Source organism: Streptomyces sp. NPDC057617 (assembly GCF_042800555.1).
Taxonomy (GTDB): domain Bacteria; phylum Actinomycetota; class Actinomycetes; order Streptomycetales; family Streptomycetaceae; genus Streptomyces.
The window spans coordinates 438,743-464,161 of record NZ_JBHVGV010000002.1; the positions used below are offsets into that span (position 1 = coordinate 438,743).

The 25,419-nt window shown below is 69.6% G+C and carries 20 protein-coding genes; 10 read left to right on the top strand and 10 right to left on the bottom strand.

The window, feature by feature from the left end; genetic code table 11:
• The first annotated feature begins 162 nt into the window (after positions 1 to 162).
• The 3 genes from ACFU9P_RS07415 to ACFU9P_RS07425 all read left to right on the top strand — a co-directional run bounded on the left by ACFU9P_RS07415 (position 163) and on the right by ACFU9P_RS07425 (position 3,372).
• On the top strand, positions 163 to 861 hold the full coding sequence (locus ACFU9P_RS07415; RefSeq protein WP_046508293.1) for a transglycosylase SLT domain-containing protein: 699 nt from the start codon (positions 163 to 165) through the stop codon (positions 859 to 861).
• 163 nt (positions 862 to 1,024) lie between these two features.
• A complete protein-coding gene (locus ACFU9P_RS07420; protein WP_384078169.1) occupies positions 1,025 to 2,431 on the top strand; it encodes an AI-2E family transporter in 1,407 nt (468 codons plus the stop codon).
• Positions 2,428 to 3,372 (top strand): hypothetical protein, encoded by a 945-nt coding sequence (locus ACFU9P_RS07425; protein ID WP_384078170.1) that lies wholly within the window; start codon positions 2,428 to 2,430, stop codon positions 3,370 to 3,372. Before ACFU9P_RS07420 ends, ACFU9P_RS07425 begins: the two co-directional genes overlap by 4 nt.
• A gap of 227 nt (positions 3,373 to 3,599) precedes the next feature.
• Here ACFU9P_RS07425 and ACFU9P_RS07430 read toward each other — a convergent pair whose 3' ends face one another.
• Positions 3,600 to 4,133 (bottom strand): alkyl hydroperoxide reductase, encoded by a 534-nt coding sequence (locus ACFU9P_RS07430; RefSeq protein WP_384078171.1) that lies wholly within the window; start codon positions 4,131 to 4,133, stop codon positions 3,600 to 3,602.
• 252 nt (positions 4,134 to 4,385) lie between these two features.
• Between ACFU9P_RS07430 and ACFU9P_RS07435 the strand changes: the two genes are divergently transcribed.
• Positions 4,386 to 6,629: a transglycosylase domain-containing protein gene (locus ACFU9P_RS07435; RefSeq protein WP_384078172.1), complete on the top strand. Its 2,244-nt coding sequence runs from the start codon at positions 4,386 to 4,388 to the stop codon at positions 6,627 to 6,629.
• A 111-nt stretch (positions 6,630 to 6,740) separates the two neighbouring features.
• Here ACFU9P_RS07435 and ACFU9P_RS07440 read toward each other — a convergent pair whose 3' ends face one another.
• The 5 genes from ACFU9P_RS07440 to ACFU9P_RS07460 all read right to left on the bottom strand — a co-directional run bounded on the left by ACFU9P_RS07440 (position 6,741) and on the right by ACFU9P_RS07460 (position 14,923).
• Positions 6,741 to 8,204, bottom strand: coding sequence for a catalase (locus ACFU9P_RS07440; protein ID WP_384078173.1), 1,464 nt, complete (start codon positions 8,202 to 8,204; stop codon positions 6,741 to 6,743).
• Positions 8,205 to 8,449: 245 nt separating this feature from the next.
• Complete coding sequence (locus tag ACFU9P_RS07445) at positions 8,450 to 10,324, bottom strand: SpoIIE family protein phosphatase (RefSeq protein ID WP_376378145.1); 1,875 nt, start codon at positions 10,322 to 10,324, stop codon at positions 8,450 to 8,452.
• A gap of 593 nt (positions 10,325 to 10,917) precedes the next feature.
• Entirely contained in the window at positions 10,918 to 11,592 is a 675-nt protein-coding gene (locus ACFU9P_RS07450) for a DUF402 domain-containing protein (RefSeq protein ID WP_384078174.1), read from the bottom strand.
• Between the two features lie 72 nt (positions 11,593 to 11,664).
• Complete coding sequence (locus tag ACFU9P_RS07455; protein ID WP_376378151.1) at positions 11,665 to 13,068, bottom strand: class II fumarate hydratase; 1,404 nt, start codon at positions 13,066 to 13,068, stop codon at positions 11,665 to 11,667.
• A 187-nt stretch (positions 13,069 to 13,255) separates the two neighbouring features.
• Positions 13,256 to 14,923, bottom strand: coding sequence for a fumarate hydratase (locus ACFU9P_RS07460; protein ID WP_384078175.1), 1,668 nt, complete (start codon positions 14,921 to 14,923; stop codon positions 13,256 to 13,258).
• A 225-nt stretch (positions 14,924 to 15,148) separates the two neighbouring features.
• Here ACFU9P_RS07460 and ACFU9P_RS07465 point away from each other — a divergent pair, with 225 nt between their 5' ends.
• Together ACFU9P_RS07465 and ACFU9P_RS07470 are read left to right on the top strand one after the other, a co-directional pair.
• Positions 15,149 to 15,832, top strand: a complete 684-nt coding sequence (locus tag ACFU9P_RS07465; protein ID WP_384078176.1) for a DUF1707 domain-containing protein — start codon at positions 15,149 to 15,151, stop codon at positions 15,830 to 15,832.
• Between the two features lie 185 nt (positions 15,833 to 16,017).
• Entirely contained in the window at positions 16,018 to 16,386 is a 369-nt protein-coding gene (locus ACFU9P_RS07470) for a WhiB family transcriptional regulator (RefSeq protein WP_046507567.1), read from the top strand.
• Between the two features lie 199 nt (positions 16,387 to 16,585).
• Here the strand turns inward: ACFU9P_RS07470 and glpX are convergent, their stop codons facing one another.
• On the bottom strand, positions 16,586 to 17,617 hold the full coding sequence (glpX, locus tag ACFU9P_RS07475; RefSeq protein WP_376378162.1) for a class II fructose-bisphosphatase: 1,032 nt from the start codon (positions 17,615 to 17,617) through the stop codon (positions 16,586 to 16,588).
• A gap of 132 nt (positions 17,618 to 17,749) precedes the next feature.
• Between glpX and ACFU9P_RS07480 the strand changes: the two genes are divergently transcribed.
• Positions 17,750 to 18,280, top strand: a complete 531-nt coding sequence (locus ACFU9P_RS07480; RefSeq protein WP_384078377.1) for a DUF4245 domain-containing protein — start codon at positions 17,750 to 17,752, stop codon at positions 18,278 to 18,280.
• Positions 18,281 to 18,565: 285 nt separating this feature from the next.
• On the opposite strand, the gene ACFU9P_RS07485 is transcribed toward ACFU9P_RS07480, so the two are convergent.
• Positions 18,566 to 18,799: an exodeoxyribonuclease VII small subunit gene (locus tag ACFU9P_RS07485; RefSeq protein ID WP_384078177.1), complete on the bottom strand. Its 234-nt coding sequence runs from the start codon at positions 18,797 to 18,799 to the stop codon at positions 18,566 to 18,568.
• Between the two features lie 75 nt (positions 18,800 to 18,874).
• Positions 18,875 to 20,083, bottom strand: a complete 1,209-nt coding sequence (gene xseA, locus ACFU9P_RS07490) for an exodeoxyribonuclease VII large subunit (RefSeq protein ID WP_384078178.1) — start codon at positions 20,081 to 20,083, stop codon at positions 18,875 to 18,877.
• Positions 20,084 to 20,302: 219 nt separating this feature from the next.
• Here xseA and ACFU9P_RS07495 point away from each other — a divergent pair, with 219 nt between their 5' ends.
• Positions 20,303 to 21,349, top strand: coding sequence for a 4-hydroxy-3-methylbut-2-enyl diphosphate reductase (locus ACFU9P_RS07495; protein ID WP_384078179.1), 1,047 nt, complete (start codon positions 20,303 to 20,305; stop codon positions 21,347 to 21,349).
• 137 nt (positions 21,350 to 21,486) lie between these two features.
• Positions 21,487 to 22,224 carry a polyphosphate--glucose phosphotransferase gene (gene ppgK, locus ACFU9P_RS07500; RefSeq protein ID WP_376378177.1) on the top strand — a complete coding sequence of 246 codons (738 nt, stop codon included), beginning with the start codon at positions 21,487 to 21,489 and terminating at the stop codon, positions 22,222 to 22,224.
• A gap of 108 nt (positions 22,225 to 22,332) precedes the next feature.
• Here the strand turns inward: ppgK and ACFU9P_RS07505 are convergent, their stop codons facing one another.
• A complete protein-coding gene (locus ACFU9P_RS07505) occupies positions 22,333 to 22,851 on the bottom strand; it encodes a DUF6542 domain-containing protein (protein WP_384078378.1) in 519 nt (172 codons plus the stop codon).
• Positions 22,852 to 23,395: 544 nt separating this feature from the next.
• Between ACFU9P_RS07505 and ychF the strand changes: the two genes are divergently transcribed.
• Positions 23,396 to 24,484 carry a redox-regulated ATPase YchF gene (ychF, locus tag ACFU9P_RS07510; protein ID WP_376378180.1) on the top strand — a complete coding sequence of 363 codons (1,089 nt, stop codon included), beginning with the start codon at positions 23,396 to 23,398 and terminating at the stop codon, positions 24,482 to 24,484.
• Positions 24,485 to 25,419 lie beyond the last annotated feature (935 nt).

Sequence of the window (25,419 nt, forward strand, 5' to 3'; positions counted from 1 at the left end):
AACAACTGCCGCCGTATGCCGCCCGCGCACCATGCGGCAGTCCCCGTAAGGGGGTTGTCCACCGGGCCCGTGTCTCCCGTGACCCAGTAGTGCGGAGGCCAGTGCCAGGGGCACGATCGCGTCCGCGGGGTCACCATGCGGGCGTTGCTGGAAGGACACCGTGTGAGCCGGATCTCGGTCCGGGGGTTCGCTGTGGCTTCGGCCACCGCGGTCACCACCGTCGGCGCAGTCGTGGGTGTTGCCTCGGGCGACCCCCAGGTCTCGGACAACGACTTCGAGACAGCAGCAGCCGACCTGACGCTCCTCGCGGACATCCCCGCGGGCCAGCAGGCGCAGGTGCAGACCGCGTCGCTGACCCAGCAGGCCGATGTGATGGCCGCGGAGGCCGACGCGAGCGCCAAGAAGTCCGCGGAGGAAGCGGCCCGTATCCAGGCCGCCAAGGACGCCAAGGCGAAGAAGGAAGCCGCCGAGGAGAAGGCCGAGCGCGAGCGGGAGGCCAAGGAGGCCGCCGAGCGCGCCAGCCGTGACGAGGTGCGGTCCGCCTCCTCCTTCGCTGCGCAGAGTTCGTACACCGTGTCCCAGGTCCAGGCGATCGCACGGCAGATGATCCCCGCCGACCAGTTCCAGTGCTTCAGCAACATCGTGGACCACGAGTCGGGCTGGAACTACCAGGCGCAGAACCCGTCCTCCGGTGCGTACGGACTGGTCCAGGCGCTGCCCGGCTCCAAGATGTCCTCGGCGGGCGCCGACTGGCAGACCAACCCGGCCACCCAGATCAAGTGGGGCCTCAACTACATGAACGACCGCTACGACAGCCCCTGTGGCGCCTGGTCGTTCTGGCAGGCCAACAACTGGTACTAGAGAGTGCCCGGCCCCGGTCGCCGCTGAGATACGCAGGCTCCCGGCGCTCAACCTTCCGAAGCCCCCCGCCGTCCCTACGGTGGGGGGCTTCACCCGTGTACGGTCGATTCGAACAGTTCCGGGGGAGTGAGTGCGGAGAAGGACGGGGGAAAGAGGAACCATCATGTCGAGAGTGCCGGCGTGGCTCAGCCAGATGGGTACGGGGCTGACCCGGATGGGAGAGCGGCTGGACCGGCGCAGGGCCCAGGCGGAGGCGGACGAGCCTCCCGTGCCCGTCAGGGTGGCCGCGCCCGATTCCGTACCACCGCCGCCCTCGTACGCACCCGACTCATCCGCACCCGCATCCGTGCCCGCCGTCCCCGGCAGGCCCGACCCTGTCACCGCGATCCCCTGGGGGATGCGGGTCGCGGGCGAGGCCGCCTGGCGGCTGCTTGTCCTCGCCGGGATGCTCTGGGTCCTGATGCGGGTCATCAGCGCCGTACAGCTCGTTGTCATGGCCTTTGTCGCGGCCCTGCTGATCACGGCCCTGCTCGAACCCACGGTCGCCTGGCTCAAGCGGGTCGGAGTGCCGCGCGGAGTGGCCACGGCCCTCACCGCTATCTCCGGATTCGTCCTGATGGGACTGGTCGGCTGGTTCGTGGTGTGGCAGGTCGTGGAGAACATCGACGATCTGTCCAACCGGGTCACCGACGGCATCAACGAGCTGAAGCGCTGGCTGCTCAACAGCCCGTTCCATGTGACCGAGGACCAGATCAACGACCTCGCGAAGAGCCTGAGCGACGCGGTCGGCTCCAACACCGAGGAGATCACCTCGGCCGGGATCCAGGGCGTGACGGTGATCGTCGAGCTGCTGACCGGGATCTTCCTCGCGATGTTCTCGACGCTCTTCCTGCTGTACGACGGCAAGAAGGTCTGGCAATGGTCGCTCAAGCTGGTCCCGGCGCAGGCCCGTGAGGGTGTCGCGGGGGCCGGGCCGCGCGCCTGGCACACCCTGACCGCCTATGTGCGCGGGACGGTGCTGGTGGCGCTGATCGACGCGCTGTTCATCGGGCTCGGGCTGTACTTCCTCGAAGTGCCGCTGGCCGTGCCGCTCGCCGTGATCATCTTCCTCGGCGCGTTCATCCCGCTGGTGGGGGCGGTGATCTCCGGCGCGCTGGCGGTGGTGGTGGCGCTGGTCACGCAGGATGTGTTCACCGCGCTGATGGTCCTGATCATCGTGCTCGGCGTGCAGCAGATCGAGGGGCATGTCCTCCAGCCGTTCATCCTGGGGCGCGCGGTACGGGTGCATCCGCTGGCCGTGGTCCTGGCGGTGGCCGCCGGGGGACTGGTGGCGGGGATCGCGGGGGCGGTGGTGGCGGTGCCGCTGGTGGCGGTCACCAATACGGTCGTCGGCTACCTCCGCGCGTACAGCCTGGAACGCGATCTGAGGCATGTGCGGCCGTCGTCGCCGGGCGCGGGCGCCGCGGCGGCCCCGTTGCCGGAGCCCGTGCCGGTCCCGGCGCCCGCTGCGGCTCCCACGTCTCCGGCCGCCGCGCCGGCGGTTGCCGAGGGCGGGGACGGCCGGGAGTGATATCCGAGCCGGAACTGGAGGGGGAGGGTACGGGGGAGGGACCGCCCGAGGGGGCGTCCGGCATCCCGGCTCCCCGGGCCGGGGCCGGCGAGGGGGAGAGATTCACGGATTCCGGGGTGGCCGTCGGCTCCGGGTCCGGGCCGGCCGCCGGTTTCCAGGCGTCCGGCGGCTCCGGGGCGGTCGCCGGGGCGCACGGGACCGCCGGATCCGAGGCGCCTGCCGGAGTGCGGCCGGTCGCCGATGACGGGCCGGTCGCCGGATCCGAGACCATCGCCGGTACGAGGCCGCTCCGGCTGCCCGCGGGGCGCGGGCCCTGGCTGTGGGCGCTCGGCGGGGCGGTCGTCGCCTCCGCGATATGGGCCGGCGGACTGTACGCGTACGGCGAGACGGAGCCGGATCTGGGCGGCTACCGGGTCAGCTCGAACCTCTGCCTCGACGCCGAACTGCCCGCCCTCAGCGGCCTTCTCGGCAAGCGGCAGTCACCGATGGCGGCCGCGGACGAGCAGCTCGCGATCGACCGGGCGTACTGCAACCTCACCCTGATGCCTGGCCGCCCGAACGAGGTCAAGAACGACAGCCGCCCCCGCTCGTACGCCGCGGTCAATATCCTCTACAGCCTGCACAAACAGACCGACCCGGGCCCGGAGTTCGACGCCACGGTGACCGATCTCGCCCCTGAAGGCTCGCTGGAGCGCCGTGTTCTGCGTATCCCGGATCTGGGCGAGCGCGCCTATCTGGTGACGGATCCCTCGGGCGACTCCCCGCAGCTGAAGGTCCTCGACGGCCGGGCCGTGATCAGCATCTCGGTGGGCCGTATGGCGGACTACATCGCGGACCCGGTGACGGGCGAGTACCAGGAGTCGGCGCCGCTCGACTTCTCCGGTGTCGAATCCGCGATGGTCGAGGACATGAAGGACCTGATGACCGCGCTCAAGCGCTGAGTCCGGCGACCGGAAGGGCCCTGGGGCCGGAAGGGTCCTGGGCCGGAAGGGTCCTGGGCCGGAAGGGTCCTGGGCCGGAAGGGGCTCCGGGGGCGCCCCACATGTGCGTGGGACCCATGTGCGTGGGACCCATATGCGCGGACCCCATCTCGCTCGCGTCTGTGTGGACGGCGCCCATGTGGTGGGCCCATGTGTGCGGCCCGCACATATGGGCCGCACGCACGCCCCTACTCTTCGAGGACCGCCTCCGCGTCCAGCGTCGTACCGACCGCCTGGATCACCGAGGCGATCCTGAACGCCTCCTGGATCGTCTCCCGGTCCACGCCCGCCCTGCGCAGCACCTGCTCATGCGAGTCCAGGCACGCACCGCAGCCGTTGATCGCGGAGACCGCGAGCGACCACAGTTCGAAGTCGATCTTCTCGACGCCCGGGTTGCCGATGACATTCATCCGCAGACCCGCGCGGAGCGTCCCGTACTCGGGGTCCGACAGCAGATGCCGGGTCCGGAAGAAGACATTGTTCACGGCCATGACCGCTGCGGCCGTCTTAGCGGCGGTGTACGCCTCGGGGCTCAGCTCCGCCTTGGCCCGCGGCGCCAGCGCGGCGAGCACCGCCCGCGAGCGCGAGGCGATCGCACAGACCAGCACGGTGCCCCAGAGCTGCTGCCGCGACAGCTTGCTGTCGCCGATGACGGAACCGAGGTTCAGCCGCAGATCCTTGGCATAGTCCGGAATGGCCGACTTCAGCTTGTCGAGTCCCATCGCTCTCCTGGTCGGGGCCGGATGTCCCATGGTCGCACAGGCCGAATTCAAGCCTGTCCGGCGATTGAGGACACAACCTCCTGGCCCGCCCGGCTCGGGCCTTCGCAACCCTTTTGCTCCCCCATGAGTCAGTTCCACTGACACAGGTGCGGATTGTCACGTCCGGAAAGTCCGGATCGATAGCTCTTTGTCACAGCCAGCGGTGTTAGCTTGCTGAGCTGATTCCGGACCTGAGAGCGGAGCGACACGGCGATGGGCCGAGCTGAAGCCAGACGGGCGCGGCAGCGCGGGGCGCGCCGGGCCGGGAAGAACGGCGGCCACGGCGGCATACGGCGCCTCTTCACGCCCAAGAAACTGCTCGGCGCCTTCTTCGGGCTCTGCCTCCTCGGCATGGGCGCGTTCTTCGTGATCTACATGCTCGTCCCCGTCCCCAGCGCCAACGCGCAGGCCGAGATGCAGAGCAACGTCTACAAGTACAGCGACGGCACCATCCTCGCCCGTACCGGCGAGATCAACCGCGAGATCGTCGGCCTCGAACAGATACCCAAAGAGGTCCAGCGCACGTTCGTCGCCGCCGAGAACAAGAGCTTCTACCAGGACTCCGGAGTCGACATCAAGGGCACGGCCCGCGGCCTGATCAACACCCTCTCCGGCAAGGGCAAGCAGGGCGGCTCGACCATCACGCAGCAGTACGTCAAGAACTACTACCTGAACCAGGACCAGACGGTCACCCGCAAGCTCAAGGAGCTGGTGATCTCCCTGAAGGTGGACCGGAAGAAGGACAAGAACGAGATCCTCGCCGGGTACATCAACACCAGCTACTACGGCCGCGGCGCGTACGGAATCCAGGCCGCGGCCCAGGCGTACTACGGCATCGACGCGTCCCGGCTCAATGTCTCCCAGGGCGCCTATCTCGCCGCGCTGCTCCAGGCGCCCAGCCAGTACGACTGGTCCGCGGCCGGCGACACCGGCAAGCGGCTGGTCACCGAGCGCTGGAACTACGTACTCGACAACATGGTCGAGATGAAGTGGCTGGACGCCTCGGTCCGCGCCGGCCTGAAGTTCCCCGTACCGCACGCCCCCAAGGCCGCCCCCGGCATGGAGGGCCAGACCGGCTATCTGGTCGAGGCCGCCAATGACGAACTCGCCCGCGAGGGCGTCGACAAGGCGGACATCGACGCGGGCGGCTGGACGATCACGCTCAATATCGACAAGAAGCGCCAGCGCCAGCTGGAGGAGTCGGTCGACAAGGAGCTGGAGAGCAAGCTCGACCGCAAGAAGAACCCGACCGACGCGACCGTCCAGGCCGGCGCGACCTCCGTAGATCCCAAGACCGGGCGGGTCGTCGCGCTGTACGGCGGCAGAAGCGCCACCGAGCACTGGATCTCCAACGCCACCCGCGACGACTACCAGCCCGCCTCCACCTTCAAGCCGGTCGTCCTCGCCTCCGCCCTGGAGAACGGCGCCGAGACCCAGGACGGCGAGAAGATCGGTGTCAACACGCGGTACGACGGCACCAGCAAGCGGCCGGTCGAGGGCAGCGACACCCCCTTCGCCCCGGAGAACGAGGACGACCAGGACTACGGCCGGGTGACCGTCCAGACCGCCATGAACAAGTCCATCAACGCCGTCTTCGCACAGATGGTGGTCGATGTGACCCCGGCCAAGGCCAAGCGCACCGCGCTGGACCTCGGGATGCCGGACGGTGACGACTTCCCCGCGCGCCCGGCCATCTCCCTCGGCACGATGACCGCCTCCACGTGGGACATGGCCGGCGTGTACGCGACGCTCGACAACCACGGCAGGAAGGTCACGCCCACCATCGTGAAGGCCGCCTCGCACAAGGACCGTACGGTCGAGCTGCCCAACCCGGTCGGCAAGCAGGTCATCAGCCGCGAGACCGCCGACACCGTGACCCATGTGCTCCAGGGCGTCGTGGACCGCGGATCCGGCTTCGAGGCCGACAGCTCCGCCTATGACGCGGCGGGCAAGACCGGCACCTCGGAGGAGAACAGGTCCGCGTGGTTCGCCGCGTACACCCCCCAGCTCACCACGGTCGTCGCGCTCTTCGGCGAATCCCCCAAGCAGGGCGGCAAACAGGTCTCCCTCACCGGCACCGCCAACAGCGGCCGAGCCAACGGTGGCGGTTTCCCCGCCAGGATCTGGGCGGACTACACGCTCGGCGCGCTGAACGGCGGCTCGGACGCCCGGTTCGATCTGGAGATCCCCGAGCCGGTACGGGAGGAGCCGACGGTGCCACCCAGCGAGACGGCGCCGGAGGAGACCCCGACCACCGAGGCGCCGCCGCCCACGCCCACCCAGGTAGAGCCCCCGCCGACGGAGAGCCCGAGCGAGAGCCCTTCCGAGACGCCCGAGGAGAGCCCGCCGGCCACCGACCCGGGCCCGGGGGAGACGAGCAGCAGTGACCCCGGCGGCGCGGAGACCGGTATCCCCACCGCGGGGGCCGGCCATCCGGGAGGCCCGCCCACCCGCTGACGAAAGCCGACGCGCTGACAGCCGAGGGCGGCCCCACCGGGGCCGCCCTCGGAAACGCGCCAGGCGGACGTGCCAGGCGCACGCGCTGATCAGCAGCCTCAGCAGCTCTGATCAGCCGCCGTTCATGTTCTTCGCGATACGGTCGCCGATCACCTTGTCGATGTTGCGCCAGTACTGGAGCGCCCGGTCGAGCACCGGCCGGGACACGCCCTGCGCCAGATGCCCGCTGACGTTCGACACCAGCCGGTCGCGCGCCGCGTCGTCCAGGACCTCGCGCACCTGCGTGCCCGCCTGGCCCCAGTCGTCGTCCTCGCGGTGCAGCTTGTACGCCTCGCGCACCATCTCGCCCGCCGCGGCCCACCCCGCCGGGTCGCCGAAGCGCTCGGTGTCGGCCGCCGGACCGCCGTACGAGTTCGGCGCGTACGGCCTGGCCGTCGCCGACGGCTCGTACCGCATCGGTCCGTCCTTCGCGTACGAGCGCACCGGAGTCCGCGCCCGGTTCGGCGGGAGCTGGGTGTAGTTCGGGCCGATCCGGTACCGGTGGGTGTCCGGGTACGAGAACAGCCGGCCGAGCAGCATCTTGTCCGGCGACGGGCCGACGCCCGGGATCAGATTCGAGGGCTCGAACGCGGCCTGCTCGATATGGATGAAGTAATCTTCCGGATTCTTGTTGAGCGTCATCCGGCCGACATCGATCAGCGGATAGTCGCCGTGCGGCCACACCTTGGTCAGATCGAACGGATTGAACCGGTAGTCGGCCGCGTCCTCGAACGGCATGATCTGGACCTTCAGGCTCCAGCTCGGCGCGTTGCCGGACTCGATCGCCCCGTACAGATCACGCCGGTGGCAGTCCGCGTCCGAGCCGGCCATCGCATCGGCATCGGCCTGCGGAAGGAAGTCGATGCCCTGGTCGGTCTTGAAGTGGTACTTCACCCAGAACCGCTCGCCCGCGCCGTTCACCCACATATAGGTGTGCGAGCTGTAGCCGTTCATATTCCGGTACGTCTTCGGAATACCGCGGTCGCCCATCAGCCAGGTGACCATGTGCGCGGACTCGGGCGACAGCGTCCAGAAATCCCACTGCATGTCGTTGCTGCGGAGTCCGGTGGCGGGGTGGCGCTTCTGCGAGCGGATGAAGTCCTGGAACTTCTGCGGATCACGGACGAAGAAGACCGGCGTGTTGTTGCCGACCATGTCGTAGTTGCCCAGCTCGGTGTAGAACTTCAGCGCGAAGCCGCGGGGGTCGCGCCAGGTGTCGGGCGTGCCCATCTCGCCGGCGACCGTGGAGAAGCGGGCGAGCATGTCCGTACGTTGGCCGGGCTGGAACACCACGGCCTTGGTGAACTGGCTGACGTCGTTCGTCACCTCGAAGACGCCGTACGCGCCCGCGCCCTTGGCGTGGACGACGCGCTCGGGGACCCGTTCGCGGTTGAACTGGGCCATTTTCTCGATCAGATAGTGGTCTTGCAGCAGGATCGGCCCGTCGGGGCTGATGGTGAGCGAATGCTCGTCGCTCTCCACCGGGATGCCGACGTTGTTCGTCGTGTAAGCCGTCCTGGAGGATGACCCGGTCACGAAACGTCCTCCCGTCGATAGAAGGCCCGGGGAACCGGGGGCGACCCGGGGAATGGCAGCGGTCATTGAGCCCGCCTTCCCCAGTCAAGCCCTCCCACTCGATGTCGGCAACATCTACATTCGAGGGATTTGGTTGATTTGCCGGATTTTGCCGGACCGGGCTCTTCTGGGACTCTGCCGGTCCGGATCCTTCCGCGCGGTCACGTCCCGGCCTCTCCCGCGGTCACGTCCCGGGCCCTTCGCGCTCACATCCGGGTCGGCAGCTCGAACCAGACCACCTTGCCGGTGGACAGCCGTGTCGCGCCCCAGCGCCGCGCCAGCCGGTTGACCAGGAACAGTCCCCGGCCGCCCTCGTCCGTGTCACGGGCCCGCCGCTGCCGGGGAAGCTGCGGCGAATCGTCCCCGACCTCACAGCGCAGTACGTCCGTACGGAGCAGCCGCAGCGTCACCGGCCGCTCCGCGTACCGCACGGCATTGGTGACGACCTCGCTGATCAGCAGCTCGACCGAATCGCTCAGATCCTCCAGGTCCCAGCGGGCCAGCGCGCGCCGGGCCAGCCGCCGGGCCCGGCCCGGAGCGGCGTCCTCCGGTTCCAGGAACCAGTACGCCACATCACTCGGCGCGATTCCGTCGAAGCGGGCCGCGAGCAGCGCGATGTCGTCGTCACGGTCGCCGGGACCGAGCACATCGAGGACGTCGTCGCAGAGCGCCTCCAGCGGCGGCGAATGGTCGGGCCCGGTGAGCTGCGCGGTGGCGGCCAGCCGCTCCCTGAGCTGCTCGATCCCCGTCCAGACATCGCGCAGCCGCGACTCGACCAGCCCGTCCGTATAGAGGAGCAGCGTCGCCCCGGCGGGCGCGTCCAGCTCGACGGCCTCGAAGTCCACCCCGCCGACCCCGATGGGCGCCCCGGGCGGCACCCGGAGGACCTCGGCCCGGCCGCCGAGATGCAGCAGTATGGGCGGCGGATGGCCCGCGTTGGCGATGGTGATCCGGTGCGAGACCGGGTCGTACACCGCGTAGAGACAGGTCGCCATCCGGTCCGAGCCGAGCCGCTGCGCCTGCTCGTCGAGATGGTGCAGCACCTCCTGCGGCGGCAGATCGAGACCGGCGAGGGTCTGCGCGGTGGTGCGGAGCTGACCCATGATCGCCGCGGAGGTCATGGAGTGGCCCATGACATCGCCGACCACCAGCGCGACGCGGCTGCCGGGCAGCGGGATCGCGTCGTACCAGTCACCGCCTACCCGGGCGGTCTCGGCGGCCGGGAGATAGCGCGAGGCCAGCCGGACACCGGTGGGCTGCGGCAGGTTCTCCGGCAGCATCGTGCGCTGCAACTCGTCCGCGATATACGCCTCGCGTCCGTACAGCACCGCCTTGTCGATGCCCAGCGCGGTGTGCGTGGCGAGCTGCGCCGCGACCAGCAGATCGTTCGGCTCGAAGGCGGCGCGGTCCGGCCTGCGCAGGAACACGGCCGCGCCGATCACCCGCCGCCGACCGCGCAGCGGCGCGAGGATCGCCCGGTGCCCGGTCGGTACGGCACGGTCGGCGCCCAGCAGCTCGGGCAGCGCGGCACGGGCCGCCGCGGAGTCGCCGAAGACCGGCCGGACCCCGCGCAGCACCTCGGAGAGCGCGCCGCCGGAACCCACCTCGCACAGCTCGGCGGCCGGCATCACATCGGACTGCGGGTCCAGGATCGGCAGCCGCAGACCGTCGGCGGCCTGGAGCGGGATACCGCCGGTCTCGGTGTCGTCGTCGGTCAGCCGCAGCCGGTCGGTGCGCCGCAGCCGCAGCACGAACGGCGACACCGGCCGCTCGTCGCCGACGGGCAGCGGATCGCGCAGATAGACGAGTATGGCGTCGGAGAAGGTCGGGACCGTCGCCCGGCAGAGCCCGAGCACGATCTCGTCGAGGTCTATCCCGCGTGCGATCCGGCGGGTCGCGGCGCCCACGAAGCGCAGCCGGTCGCCCTCGCGCCGCGACGTGGCGGCGGGGTCGGGCGCGGGCGCAGGCACGGCGGGCCCGGGCAGGCCGGGGACGCCCGCCTCCTGCCGCGGCCGGGTGCGTTCCTGCGGCCGGGCAACCAGGGGCTGCCGGCCTTCGTGGGAAGGAGGGTGCTCCGTCACGCGTGGGGTTCCGTCCGTCCGGGCCGGTGGTGCGCTGCGATCGCTTCTACTGGGGCAGGTCCCGGCAGTGCCGTTCCCTGCCGGGGTCTGTGTCCAGGCCGTGTCCGGTACCTGGTCGGGACGCCCGGGGGCGTCTTACGGTTCCTGCTGGGCCCGCAACGCACGGCTCCACCCCCTCGTAGTGACTCGGTCGTCATGACGTGCGGTCGTAGCGGCTGACGGTGTGACGTCTGGTGACATGCAAGGTGACTAGCGTGTGTCGAACAGTGTGACTAACGGTCAGGCCGGTTGCTGCGCTCACCCGTTGCCCCGGTGCAGTCTTCCGGAGGACGATCCTACGTTTGAACCCCTGGGGCACATCAAGGGTCTCATGACGTCGGCGGCGGCGCCCCTGCGATCACGGCCTTGGTCAGCACTGTTCCGGCCACTCGTTGACGCTTCCGGCCATCTTCCGGACATGACTTCGCCGGTGCGGGCGACGATGTGAAGAGCTGTACGGGGAGTTGTACGGGGAGCCGTGCCGGTGCTGCGCGGGGCCGTGCCGGTGGTGCGCGGGGCCGTGGAGCGGGCTCTCCGTGCGGGGCCCTGGCCGGTCAACGGGCCCCGGCCCCGGTACGTACCGGCGCCCGGTCCCAGTCGTCGGGCAACTCCGGCACCGGCCAGTGCGGTTCCGGCCGCCAGTGCTCCCAGCCGTCGCGGAACGGCGCGCCCCAGGCGGTGATGGCCTCGACCGCCGCCAGCCCCGCCTCCCTGACCCGGCGCGCCTGGGCGGGCGCCATCAGCCCGTCCTGCTGGGCCTGGGCGAACTCGTCCTCGTCGCGCCACCGCCAGCTCCGGTCGGGAAAGACGTCGATGTCGAGGAAGTGGTCCTCCGAGTCGACACCGCCGGCCCAACGGGTGAGCGGCTCCTCCAGGTTCACGTACCAGTTCTGGAACTGCCAGCCGTGCTCCCACCACAGCCACACCGACCATGGCTCACCGGGCCGGGCCAGCTTGAGCACACCCATGCCGTACCACCGGTCGCGCACCACCGTGCGCGGTGTGGTGTAGCGGGTGGCCAGCGGCTCCTGCTGGATCGGCGAGCCGTCGGCGAGCGCGGGCTTCACACAGGGGGTGTCCGGCGCCAGCCAGGCCGCGAGCAGTTCGTCGGAGTCCTCGACGACCGTGACGGGACGGCAGATATGCACACGGTCCCCGGCGTTCTCCCGGTACCGCCACAGAATCTGTGTGCCAGGCGCCCAACGCCCGGCTGTCGCCGTCTCTGTCATGCGCAGATCCTAGGCCGTCTTCCGGAAGACATACTGTCCGTCTTCCGGATCGCTGTGTGGTGTGATGCCCGTTCACGGGCGGGTCATCCGCAGGACGTCCAGCGCCTCGTCGAGCTGCGCCAGGGTCAGGTCGCCGCGCTCCACATAGCCCAGCTCCAGGACCGTTTCGCGGATGGTGCGGTGGTCGGCGAGGGACTTCTTGGCGACCTTCGCGGCCTCCTCGTACCCGATGTACTTGTTCAGCGGGGTGACCACGGAGGGCGACGACTCGGCGTACGCACGGGCCCGTTCGGCGTTCGCGGTGATGCCGTCGACCGTACGGTCCGCCAGCAGCCGGGACACATTCGCCAGCAGCCGTACGGACTCCAGGAGGTTCTTCGCCATCACCGGGAGCATCACATTCAGCTCGAAGTTCCCCGCCGCGCCGGCCGCCGCGACCGTGGCGTCATTGCCGGTGACCTGCGCCGCGACCATCAGCACGGCCTCCGGGATCACCGGATTGACCTTGCCGGGCATGATCGAGGAGCCGGGCTGCAGATCCGGGAGGCTGATCTCGGCGAGACCGGTGCGCGGCCCCGAGGCCATCCAGCGCAGGTCGTTGGAGATCTTCGTGAGCGAGACCGCGACCGTACGGAGCTGTCCCGAGGTCTCCACCAGCCCGTCGCGCGCCCCCTGCGCCTCGAAGTGATCACGGGCTTCTGTCAGCGGCAGTCCCGTGGCGCGGGCGACCTCGGCGATGACGGCGGCGGAGAAGCCCGGCGGGGTGTTGATGCCGGTGCCCACCGCCGTACCGCCCAGGGGCAGTTCGGCGAGGCGCGGCAGCGAGGCGGTGAGCCGCTCCACTCCGTATCTGATCTGCGCGGCATAGCCGCCGAACTCCTGGCCCAGCGTGACGGGTGTGGCGTCCATCAGATGCGTACGGCCCGACTTGACCACGGAGCCGAACTCCTCGGCCTTGCGCTCCAAGGCCGCCGCGAGATGCTCCAGCGCGGGGATCAGCTCGCCGGTGACCGCGGCCGTCGCGGCGATGTGGATGCTCGAAGGGAACACGTCGTTGGAGCTCTGCGACGCGTTCACATGGTCATTGGGATGGACCTCGCGGCCGGGGCCGAGGCGCTCCGTGGCAAGGGTGGCGAGCACCTCATTCGTGTTCATATTCGAGGAGGTACCCGAGCCCGTCTGGAAGACGTCCACCGGGAAGTGGTCGTCCCACCGGCCCTCCGCGACCTCGGCCGCCGCGTCCTGGATGGCGTCCGCGATGTCCTTGCCGATCACCCCGAGGTCGGCGTTGACCTTGGCCGCGGCGGCCTTGATCCGGGCCAGCGCCTCGATGTGGGCGCGCTCCAGCCGCTGTCCCGACACCGGGAAGTTCTCCACCGCGCGCTGTGTCTGGGCACGCCACTTGGCGTGCGCGGGGACCCGGACCTCGCCCATCGAGTCGTGCTCGGTGCGGTACTGGTGCTCATCGGTCGTCATCGTCGTCGTACCTCCTGCTGGGAGAGCGTCCGGCAGGCCCGCTGTGTTCCCGGGACATTCCCACGAAAGTGTTCATTCCCACGAAAGTGTTACGGCGAAGAGGACGTTGTGCGGAGCACGGGTGACGAGGCCCGGGGCCGGGGCCCGTTGGCGGAGAGCCGGGTACGTACGGGCCCCGGGGCCGGCGTCAGGCGAGGCCGGGGCCGCGCACCGGGATGGAGGTGAACGTCGGCGCCGGGGCCGGTTCGGTGAAGAAGTCGTTCCCCTTGTCGTCCACGACGATGAACGCCGGGAAGTCCTCCACCTCGATCCGCCAGACCGCCTCCATGCCCAGCTCCTCGTACTCGACGACCTCGACCTTCTTGATGCAGTCCTGCGCGAGCCGCGCCGCCGGGCCGCCGATCGAGCCGAGGTAGAAGCCGCCGTGCGCGGCGCAGGCGTCGGTGACCTGCTTCGAGCGGTTGCCCTTGGCGAGCATCACCTTGGAGCCGCCGGCCGCCTGGAACTGCTCCACGTACGAGTCCATGCGGCCCGCAGTCGTCGGGCCGAACGACCCCGACGCGTACCCCTCGGGCGTCTTCGCCGGGCCCGCGTAGTACACCGGGTGGTCCTTCAGGTACTGCGGCATCTCCTCGCCCGCGTCCAGCCGTTCCTTGATCTTGGCGTGCGCGATGTCGCGGGCCACGACCAGCGGTCCGGTGAGCGAGAGCCGGGTCTTGACGGGGTACTTCGTCAACTCGGCGAGCACTTCGTCCATCGGACGGCTGAGGTCGACCTTGACGACGGCACTCGCGTCGTCCAAGTGCTCGTCCGTGGTGTCCGGCAGGAAGCGCGCCGGGTCGGTCTCCAGTTGCTCCAGGAAGACGCCCTCCGCGGTGATCTTCGCAACGGCCTGGCGGTCGGCCGAGCAGGAGACGGCGATCGCGACCGGCAGCGAGGCGCCGTGGCGCGGCAGGCGCACCACACGGACGTCATGGCAGAAATACTTGCCGCCGAACTGCGCGCCGATACCGATCCGCTGGGTCAGTTCGAAGACCTTCTGCTCCAACTCCTTGTCACGGAAGCCATGACCGGTCGGAGAACCCTCGGACGGCAATTCGTCCAGATAGTGCGCGGAGGCGTACTTCGCGGTCTTGAGCGCGAATTCGGCGGACGTGCCGCCGACGACGATCGCGAGATGGTAGGGCGGGCACGCGGCGGTCCCCAGGGAGCGGATCTTCTCCTCCAGGAACTTCATCATGGAGGTTTCGTTGAGCACCGCCTTGGTCTCCTGGTACAGGAACGACTTGTTGGCGGAACCGCCGCCCTTCGCCATGAAGAGGAACTTGTACGCACCGCCGTCCGTCGCGTACAGCTCGATCTGCGCGGGCAGGTTCGAGCCGGTGTTCTTCTCCTCCCACATGGTGAGCGGAGCCATCTGCGAATAACGCAGATTCAACTTGGTGTACGCGTCATAGATACCGCGCGAAAGGGCTTCCTCGTCCCCGCCCCGCGTGAGCACGTTCTGTCCGCGCTTGCCCATCACGATCGCCGTGCCGGTGTCCTGGCACATGGGGAGAACACCCGCGGCCGCGATATTCGCGTTCTTCAGGAGATCGAGCGCCACGAACTTGTCGTTCGACGACGCCTCGGGGTCGTCCACGATCCTGCGGAGCTGGGCGAGATGGGCCGGGCGCAGATAGTGCGAGATGTCGTGCATGGCCTCCGCGGCCAGGGTGCGCAGCGCCTCGGGCTCGACCTTGAGGAACGTACGCCCGTCGGCCTCGAAGGTCGAGACACCCTCGGCGGTCACCAGCCGGTAGGGCGTGGTGTCCTCGCCCAGCGGAAGCAGATCGGAGTACGCGAACTCTGGCATTGCGGCCATTCCTCACTCGACAGACGGCGGCGCGGCCTCCATCGGCGGCGCGGCCTCCAGCCTAGGGCGCCGCACTGACAGCGCACCTGTGAGGTCAGGTGTGAGCTAGGGCTCAGTCGGTGGTGATGGTTGCGGGGCCGGTCGCGAGGCCGGTCGCGCGGTTCGCCCGGACTTGTCGCCCGCTGCCACTAGTCGCGATCTATCGCGTTTCGCTACCCTGGGTCCGTGGACCTCGAAAAGCACCCCCAGAAGCCGGCCGTGCCGGCGGAGCCCGCCGGTATCCGGGCCTCCGACGCCGACCGGGACCGGATCGCTGACATCCTCCGGGAGGCCCTGGCGGAGGGCCGCCTGGACGCCGAGGAGCACGGAGAGCGGATCGACGCCGTCTACCGGGCCAAGACCCTGGGCGAACTGGAGCCGCTCGTACGGGACTTGCCCGCGACCGGCGCCGACGGCAGGCCGGCCGCCCCGGCCGCGCACTCGTCGGCGGGGTACGGATACGGCCCGGAGGACCCCACCGCCCCCGCCGAGAATCTCGTCGCGGTCTTCAGCAGCTCGACCCGCAAGGGCCGCTGGCGCATCGGCAGCAGGACCAACGCCTTCGCGCTCTTCGGCAATATCGAGATCGATCTGACCGAAGCGCTCTTCGGGCAGCGCGTCACGGTGATCAACGCGACGTCCATTTTCGGCAATGTCGAGGTCCGTGTACCCGAGAACATCTCGCTGCGCGGCAACGGCACGGGCATCTTCGGCAATTTCGAAGTCCTCACCCTGGAGGCCCCCGACGTGGACGCCCCGGCCGTTGTCGTGAACGGATACTCCGTGTTCGGCAATGTCGAGGCCAAGCCGAAGCGCGGCAAGCGGGTCGCGGACCTCCGCGACCGGTTCCGTAAGCACCTCGGTCACTGAGCCCGGCCGGCGGCCCGGGCGCTGGTTTTTTCCGGCCAAAGGCGCCCGCCGGTGATTGAACGTCCGGAATTCAGGGCGGTGTTCCGGACTCCGAACTCGGTGCCACGCAGTGCTTAGGAGCGCGCACAGCGGGTAGGGAAAGCTGCATCGTCTCTCGCTCGCGAAGCCGTCGTCAGGAGTAGACCGTGCTGCAACTGCCGCATCAGCCCCTGCAGGTCGCCGCCGTACCGTCCCAGCGGAGTCCCGCTCGGGAGGATCAGGCCGGCCCCTGGCATTCGGAGGCGGTGTGCCGCCGGGACGAAGCCGCGTTGTTCTTCGCCCCATCGAAGGAGCCGACAGCCGCGAGGCTGGCGCGGGAGGAGGCCGCGAAGCGGGTCTGCGCCCGCTGTCCGGTCATGGTGGACTGCCGGGAGCACGCGCTGCTCCAGCCCGAGCCGTACGGAGTATGGGGCGGGCTGACGGCGGCCGAGCGCCGGGTGGTGCTGGCCCGCCGGAGACGGCGTGAGGTGGAGCTGCGGAAGGCCGCGGCGGCGGGCGAGCGGATCGCCGGCTGACCGGCCGCACGGCCGACTCGTACCCCCGTAACCACGCACTCCCGTACTCCCGTAATCCCGCGGTCCTGGCGCGCACGCGGATTCGGATACGGAAAGGGCGCCCCGCCGCACAACGGGGCGCCCTCTCCGATGTCCGCGTCCGCGCGGCGGCCTGCGTGCCCGGGCCGACTGAGCCTGCCGGGCGCGCAAGCCGGCGCGGCTACTTGGCGCGGTCGAAGTCGATCGTGCTGTAGGCCCTGAGCTTCGACAGCCGGTGGGTCGAGTCGATCTGCCGGATCGTGCCCGACTTGGAGCGCATGACCAGTGACTGGGTGGTCGCGGTCTCCGAGCGGTAGCGCACTCCGCGCAGCAGCTCGCCGTCCGTGATGCCGGTGGCGACGAAGAACACGTTGTCGCCGCTGACCAGGTCGTCGGTGGACAGGACGCGGTCCAGATCGTGCCCCGCGCCGATCGCGCGCTCCCGCTCCTCCTCGTCCTTGGGCCAGAGCTTGCCCTGGATCACACCGCCGAGGCACTTTATGGCGCACGCCGAGATGATCCCCTCGGGCGTACCGCCCACGCCCATCAGCAGATCGATCCCGGTGCCCTCGCGCGCGGCCATGATCGAACCGGCGACATCGCCGTCGGAGATGAACTTGATCCGGGCCCCGGTCTCCCGGATCTCCTTGACGATGCCCTCATGGCGGGGCCGGTCGAGGACGACGACGGTGACGTCCTCGGGCGAGGAGCGCTTGGCCTTGGCGACCCGGCGGATATTGACGGCGACGGGCGCGTCGATGTCGACGAAGTCCGCCGCCTCGGGCCCGGTCACCAGCTTGTCCATGTAGAAGACCGCGGACGGGTCGAACATGGTGTTGCGGTCGGCGGCGGCCAGGACCGCGATGGCGTTGGGCATGCCCTTGGCGTTCAGGGTGGTGCCGTCGATCGGGTCGACCGCGATGTCGACCTCGGCGCCGGTGCCGTCCCCGACCCGTTCGCCGTTGTACAGCATCGGGGCCTCGTCCTTCTCGCCCTCGCCGATGACGACCACGCCGTTCATCGACACCGTGGAGACAAGGGTGCGCATCGCGTTCACCGCGGCGCCGTCCGCGCCGTTCTTGTCACCGCGCCCGACCCACCGGCCGGCCGCCATCGCGGCTGCCTCGGTGACTCGGACCAGCTCCAGGGCGAGATTGCGGTCGGGTGCCTCGGGAGACACCTCAAGTGGGGGCGGCAGGTGATGTTCGGTCATCGGATCGCACCTTTCTGTACGGCGACGGCCGGAAAAGAGGGTGATACGACTGTATCCGCACCCCGCCAGATTGAGCAGAGGGGCCCACGGATGAGCGGGGAGCCCTGATGCGACGATGGTGGGGTGGCAGGTATGCGAGGCAGGCAGACGGTGCGGGACATGTTCCTGTCGATGGCGGTCATCGGGGTCGTTGTCGCGGGCATCTATGTGTTCATTCCGCATGACGACAAGGCGGTCCCGGTCAAGGCGGTCGACTACCGCGTCGAGCTGCTGACCGCGCGCCGCGCCGCGCCGTATCCGGTGCTGGCGCCGGCGGGCCTGACCGGTGCGTGGAAGCCGACGTCCGTCTCGTACAGCGTCCAGGACGGCGACGCCTGGCACCTGGGGTTCCTGGACCCGGACGGGGAGTACGTCGCGGTCGAGCAGTCCACGGCGCCCGCGCGGAAGTATGTGCCGGAGGTCAGCCAGCAGGCTGCCGACACAGGCAGCTCCCAGCAGGTGGCGGGCGAGGCCTGGCGGCGCTGGGAGGGACCGAAGTACGACGCGCTCGTCCGTACGGAGGGCAAGGCCACGACGGTGGTGACGGGCACGGCCTCGTACGAGCGGCTGGCGGAGATGGCGGCGGCGCTGGAACCGGGACCGGAGGAGGGCCCGGCGTCCTGACGCGAACGGTTGACGGCCGCCATCCTCATGGGGACGGCGGCCTTTGCTGTGCGGTGACTCGCTCGTGCGTACGGCGACTCGCTTGTGCAGCGATGGCGAGCCGCGAGGCTTGTGGAACGAGTCACCGGCAGGTACGTGAGCGCCTGGCCCCGCACATGTCCGAGGGCAACCGGGCCACGACCGGCACGGCGCCGCTCGCTGCGTTCCTGTCCGAGCGGCACCAGGCCTCGACAAGCCCCGCATCGCCCGGGTCCACCGCTCCGGGCCGCGACCCGGCGCGCCCCCTCAGGCTTCCTCCCGCTCCCCCTCCCCCTTCTCCTCGGCCAGTGACGCGTCCAGCCGTGCCCGCGCGCCCTCCAGCCAGCGGCGGCAGATCTTCGCCAGCTCCTCGCCCCGCTCCCACAGCGCCAGCGAGTCCTCCAGGGATGTGCCGCCCGCCTCCAGCTTCCGTACGACCTCGATCAGCTCGTCCCGCGCCTGCTCGTACCCGAGCACGGCCGCTTCGTCCGTACCGGCCATCTCAATCACTCTCCGTACCCGCGCCCGTGCGCGCTCCGACCCACTCCGCCCGCGGTCCCGCGGCCCGCGCCGCGCTCACCGCGCGACCCGTACCGTGAACTCGCCCTCCGCCACCCGCGCCCGCAGCTCCTCGGCCGGGGCGACCTCCTCCGGCGACCGTACGACCGACCCGTCCGGCCGTTGCAGCACCGCGTACCCCCGCTCCAGCGTCGCCGCGGGCGACAGCGCGACCACCCGCGCCAGGGTGTGCGACAGCTCCGAGTCCGCGCGGTCCAGGAGATGCCGCAGCACCCGCCGGCTCCGGTCGGCCAGGGCAGCCACCTCCGCCGCCCGCTCGTCCACCATCCGGTGGGGCCGCTCCATCACGGGCCGGGCCAGCGCGTGCGCCAGCCCGCGCTCCTCCCGGTCCAGCAGCCCCCGTACCGTCCGCAGCGCCCGGTCGCGCAGCGCCTGGACCCGGTCCAGCTCCTCGCCGACGTCCGGCACGATCTTCTTCGCCGCGTCCGTCGGCGTCGACGCCCGGAGATCCGCCACCAGATCCAGCAGCGGCGCGTCCGGCTCGTGCCCGATCGCCGAGACCACGGGCGTACGGCACGCGGCCACCGCCCGTACCAACTGCTCGTCCGAGAACGGCAGCAGATCCTCCACACTGCCGCCGCCGCGCGCCACGACGATCACATCCACCTCCGGCAGCGCGTCCAGCTCCTTCACCGCCTGGACGACCTGCGCCACCGCGTTGACCCCCTGCACCGCCGTATTGCGCACCTCGAAACGGACCGCCGGCCACCGCCGCCGCGCGTTCTCCAGTACATCCCGCTCGGCCGCCGACGCCCGCCCGCAGACCAGCCCGATGAGCTGCGGGAGGAAGGGCAGCGGCTTCTTGCGGGCGGCGTCGAACAGCCCCTCCGCGCCCAGGGCCTTCTTCAACCGCTCCAGCCGCACGAGCAGTTCACCGATCCCGACCGGCCGTATCTCCGTGGCCCTCAGCGAAAGCTGCCCCCGCGGCGCGTACCACTCCGGCTTGGCCTGCACCACGACCCGCGCGCCCTCGGACACCACATCCGCGATCGCGTCGAACACCTGCCGGTAGCAGGTGACGCTCACCGAGATGTCGTACGACGGGTCGCGCAGCGTCAGGAAGACCACCCCCGCGCCGGGGCGGCGCGAGAGCTGGGTGATCTGCCCCTCGACCCAGACCGCGCCGAGCCGGTCGATCCAGCTGCCGATGAGCCGCGACACCTCGCCGACCGGCAGCGGAGCGTCCGCGGATGTTTGGAGAGCCATACCGAGGAGCGTATCCGCCGCCTACGACATCACTCCTGAATCGGCCCGGGGCTGTGGCGGTTACAGGGGCCGGCTGCGACTCCGGTTTCCCGGCGGCCAGTTCCGGCCGTGCGCCTCTTCTGTCCCGTGCGCCTCTTCTGTGCGGTCCGTCCAGTTCGCGTCCGGATCCGGGGGACGCGGGAACTTCCGCGCCTTCAGGGCGGCCTTACGATGGGACACATGACTGCCACGTCCCGCCCGTCGCCCGCTCCTGCCCCCGGCGGAGATGCTGCCCCCAGTGGAGACGCCGCGCGCCGCGCCGGCAAACGCGTCCTGCTCGCCGCTCCCCGGGGCTACTGCGCGGGTGTCGACCGCGCCGTGATCGCCGTGGAGAAGGCCCTTGAGCAGTACGGGGCGCCCGTCTACGTCCGTCATGAGATCGTCCACAACAAGTACGTCGTACGGACCCTGGAGAAGAAGGGCGCGATCTTCGTCGAGGAGACGGCGGAGGTGCCCGAGGGGTCGATCGTGATGTTCTCGGCGCACGGAGTCGCGCCGGTCGTCCACGAGGAGGCGGCGCAGCGGCGGCTGGCCACCATCGACGCGACCTGCCCGCTGGTCACCAAGGTCCACAAGGAAGCCGTACGGTTCGCACAGGAGGATTACGACATCCTTCTGATCGGCCATGACGGCCATGAAGAGGTCATCGGCACCTCCGGCGAGGCTCCCGACCACATCACCCTGGTCGACGGCCCGGACGATGTCGCGAAGGTCCAGGTGAGGGACGAGTCGAAGGTCGTCTGGCTCTCCCAGACCACGCTTTCCGTCGACGAGACCATGGAGACGGTCGGCGCGCTGAAGGAGAAGTTCCCGCAGCTCATCTCGCCGCCCAGCGACGACATCTGCTACGCCACCCAGAACCGTCAGATCGCGGTCAAGCAGATGGGCACCGCGGCCGATCTGGTGATCGTGGTGGGCTCGAAGAACTCCTCCAACTCGGTACGGCTGGTCGAGGTCGCCCTCGGCGCTGGCGCCGGCGCCTCCCATCTGGTCGACGGCGCCGAGGAGATCGACGAGGCCTGGCTGGAGGGCGTCTCCACGGTCGGCCTCACCTCGGGCGCGTCGGTTCCGGAGGTACTGGTCGAAGGTGTCCTGGAGTGGCTGGCGCAGCGCGGCTTCGAGGATGTCGAGATCGTCAAGGCGGCGGAGGAGTCGATCACCTTCTCGCTTCCCAAGGAGCTGCGGCGCGACCTGCGCGCGGAGGCGGCGGCCCTCGCGGAGAAGTGACCGTACCGAAGGTACGTACTCGAAGGTACGTACTCAGGGAACGTACGGTGTGAACGTACGGGGGAGAGGGGGCGCGGCGGGTTCATGAGCCGTTCCCCCGGAAGTCGGTGTCAGTGTCTGGCCGTAACGTTGTGTCCATGAACGTCTTCGGAGTGGACATCGGCGGCTCGGGCATCAAGGGCGCGCCCGTGGATCTGGAGCGCGGCGATCTCGCCGAGCCGCGGCACAAAGTACTCACCCCGCATCCGGCGACGCCCGAGGGCGTCGCCGACGGTGTGGTCGAGGTCGTACAGCACTTCGGCTGGTCGGGCCCGGTCGGTATCACCTTCCCCGGGGTGGTCACGGGTTCCGTCGTCCGTACGGCCGCGAATGTCGACAAGTCGTGGATCGATACGGACGCGGGACAGCTTCTCAGCGACCGGCTGGGCCTCCGGGTCACGATTCTGAACGACGCGGACGCGGCGGGCGTGGCCGAGATGGCCTTCGGCGCCGGGCGCGGTCGCAAGGGCACGGTCTTTCTGCTGACCTTCGGTACGGGCATCGGCAGCGCGCTGTTCATCGACGGCAAGCTCGTGCCCAACACCGAGCTGGGCCATCTGGAGCTGCACGGCCACGAGGCGGAGAAGCACGCGTCGTCGAAGGCCAAGGAGGACGCGGAGCTGAGCTGGCACCACTGGGCGCACCGCGTGCAGAAGTATCTGGAGCATGTGGAGATGCTGTTCTCGCCGGAGCTGTTCATCATCGGCGGTGGCGTGAGCCGCAAGGCGGACAAGTTCCTGCCGCTGATCAAGGGGGTCAGGGCGGAGATCATCCCGGCGGAGCTGCAGAACAACGCGGGGATCGTGGGCGCGGCGATGATGGCGTCGGGGAGGTAGGGGCGGGGAGCGACTGCTCCGGGTGGGACGGGACGGGGCTGGACCTGCGGCGAGTCCGCTGGTCTCCGGCGTGGTGGTACGGGGCGCAGAGGCGAGACGTGGACGTGGCTAGCCGCGTCGCACCGCTCGGTACGCGGTGGCTCCGTTGGCCCGGGGCCGTGCCGTACGAGCCGTACGGGAGGACGACCCGGCGTCCCGGAGCGCGGCCTCCTCCCGGGCGCGCTGGCGGTGCGCCATCTCCCGTACCTTCCGTACGGTGGCGATCAGCCCGGCGACGAGCGTGCCGCCGTACAGCCACCCCGCGTGCACGGCCAGCGCCGTGACCAGCGCCATCGCGTGCCCGCCGAAACCGCCGGAGCCCTCGGCGAGGGGAAAGGTGCCGACCGCGAAGGCGATCGGCACGCTGATGGGGGCCGTCACCAGATCGGCGGTACGGACCCACAGCGCCGTCACCGCGCTGACCGGCAGGAACAGCACCCCGTACACCAGGGGCGCGCCGTCGAGCAGGAGCCGGTCCAGGAATGCGATGCCCAGCATGGTCGCGGCGGCGAACAGCCCGGCGCCGAGCCCGGTGAACCGCGGATTGGGAAGCCGGCGCAGCTTCCGCAGGCTCCCGGATTTCGGCAGGCCTCGGGGCTTGCGCGAACTCTGCGGCCCGCGCGTACCGCGGGACTTCTGGGCCTCCCGGAGCTTGCGCAACTGGTGCACGACGGGTCGTACGCGCCGCCGGGGCGCCGTGGGCAGCCGGTACACGCCGACACGTTCCGTTACGGCGCCCTGCGGGGGGTACGGGCGCTGCTGCGGCGGCCGGCGCCCGGGCTGACGTGTCCTGTGCTGCTCCACCGCTCCAACGTAGGTGCGGCGAGGGGAGGAATCAGGCGATGGACACGCTCTTTGGGCGAGCTTGGCGTTGCGTTCGACGTTGCCGGGCGCGGCGTGTGCGCGGCGTGTGGTGCCCCGGACCCGTCGTCGGCCGCCGCGGCCCGCCCGTAAACTGGGCAATCGGCCCCCGGGTCACCGGGCCACCAGACCGCCGGGCCAAGCTGACCGGGGCCTCAGCAGCCTTCAGCCCCCAGCCCGGCCCAGCTCGTCCCGTCCCAGCCCCGGCCCCGACCCCCGGCCCCGACCCCCGTCCACGTCCTCCCTCTCCTCACTCCAGGAAGTCGCCACCGTGTCGCTCACGATCGGAATCGTCGGCCTGCCGAATGTCGGCAAGTCGACCCTGTTCAACGCCCTGACCAAGAACGACGTGCTGGCGGCCAACTACCCGTTCGCCACCATCGAGCCCAACGTCGGCGTGGTCGGGGTGCCGGACCCGCGGCTGAACAAGCTCGCGGAGATCTTCGGCTCCCAGCGGATCCTTCCCGCCACGGTCGACTTCGTCGACATCGCCGGTATCGTGCGCGGCGCCTCCGAGGGCGAGGGCCTGGGCAACAAGTTCCTGGCGAACATCCGTGAGTCGGACGCCATCTGCCAGGTCATCCGGGCCTTCAAGGACGAGAACGTCGTCCATGTCGACGGCAAGGTCTCGCCCAAGGACGACATCGAGACGATCAACACCGAGCTGATCCTCGCCGACCTCCAGACGATCGAGAAGGTCCTCCCGCGCCTCCAGCGCGAGTCGCGGATCAAGAAGGAGGTGCTGGGCCAGGTCAAGGCGATCGAGGAGGCCCAGGCCATCCTGGAGACCGGCGAGACGCTCTTCTCCGCGGGCATCGTCCAGGGCACGGAGAAGTCGGAACCGCTGCGCGAGCTGCACCTGCTCACGACCAAGCCGTTCCTCTACGTCTTCAATGTCGACGAGGAGGAGCTGACGGACGACACCTTCAAGGACGAGCAGCGCGCCCTGGTCGCCCCGGCCGAAGCGATCTTCCTCAACGCCAAGCTGGAGTCCGACCTCGCCGAACTGGATGACGAAGAAGCCCTCGAACTCCTCCAGTCGGTAGGCCAGGAAGAACCGGGCCTCGCCACCCTCGCCCACGTGGGCTTCCGCACCCTGGGCCTCCAGACGTACCTCACCGCGGGCCCCAAAGAATCCCGCGCCTGGACCATCAAACAGGGCGCCACAGCCCCCGAAGCCGCCGGCGTGATCCACACCGACTTCCAGAAGGGCTTCATCAAGGCCGAGGTCATCTCCTTCACCGACCTCCTGGAAACAGGCTCGGTCCCAGAAGCCCGCGCAGCCGGCAAGGCCCGCATGGAGGGCAAGGACTACGTGATGCAGGACGGCGACGTGGTCGAGTTCCGCTTCAACGTGTAATGGGTGACATAGCACCACATCACTGATCTGGCAAACATGCAGGTCAGAAGGGGTCCGACCCTCCGGGGTCGGACCCCTAGGTTTTTACGGTGCTGGATACGTGCTGGATAATCTGACACCTCGTCACCCCTCATCACCCCTCTTCATCCCTCCCGTGCTGGATCGGTGCTGGATCTCAAGGTCTCAGCCTTCGTCGCCGCCAGTCGCATCCCAACCGGTCCTTCGCATCCCTCTACTGGTCGGGTCCTGTACAACCAGGGGAGGAGTTTCAAGATCCGAAAAATCGCCCTACTCATTGCTTTAGTTTGAATGGTTTACTAAACGGAATTAGTCATTCCGAACCCACAGGGGGGTACCTGTGTCCGGTCGCCGTAGATCTTCGTCCCGAGCGCTTCACAGGAGTGTGCCGACGACGAAGCGGACGCTACTTCTTGGCCTGGCGGCCACGATGATTGCCACGGGCGGTGCCATAGGCATAGCGGCCAGCGAATCGATGCACGAGGCGAGAGACGGGGCCAGACCCGAGACGTCCGGTAATGATCGTGTCAGTTTGTCGCAGGACCAAATTGATGCTCTGATCGCGGCTGCCGTGCGGAGTGGAATGACTCCGACTGAGGCCCGCACGTACATCATTGAGGGCGCCGCTGGGAAGGCCGGAACTCAAGAGGCTCAGAAGGGTGGAGGGCGCAGTCTGTTGCACCTTGACGAGGACGACGACGGAAAGATCGGTGACGACCTGGTGGATATGATCCCCGGGGCCCCCGACCTGCCTCCAGTCTTCGCGCCCTTCCCGGGCAGCAACGATGACGTGACGCCGCCAAATAGTGGAGCGTTGCCGCCCGGTCCGGCAGGGCCGTGCGACCCTACCGGCGATTTCCCTGCCTGCACGCCCGAGCCCGACCCTTCCGGAGAGCCAATGCAATTCCCGGCTCCCG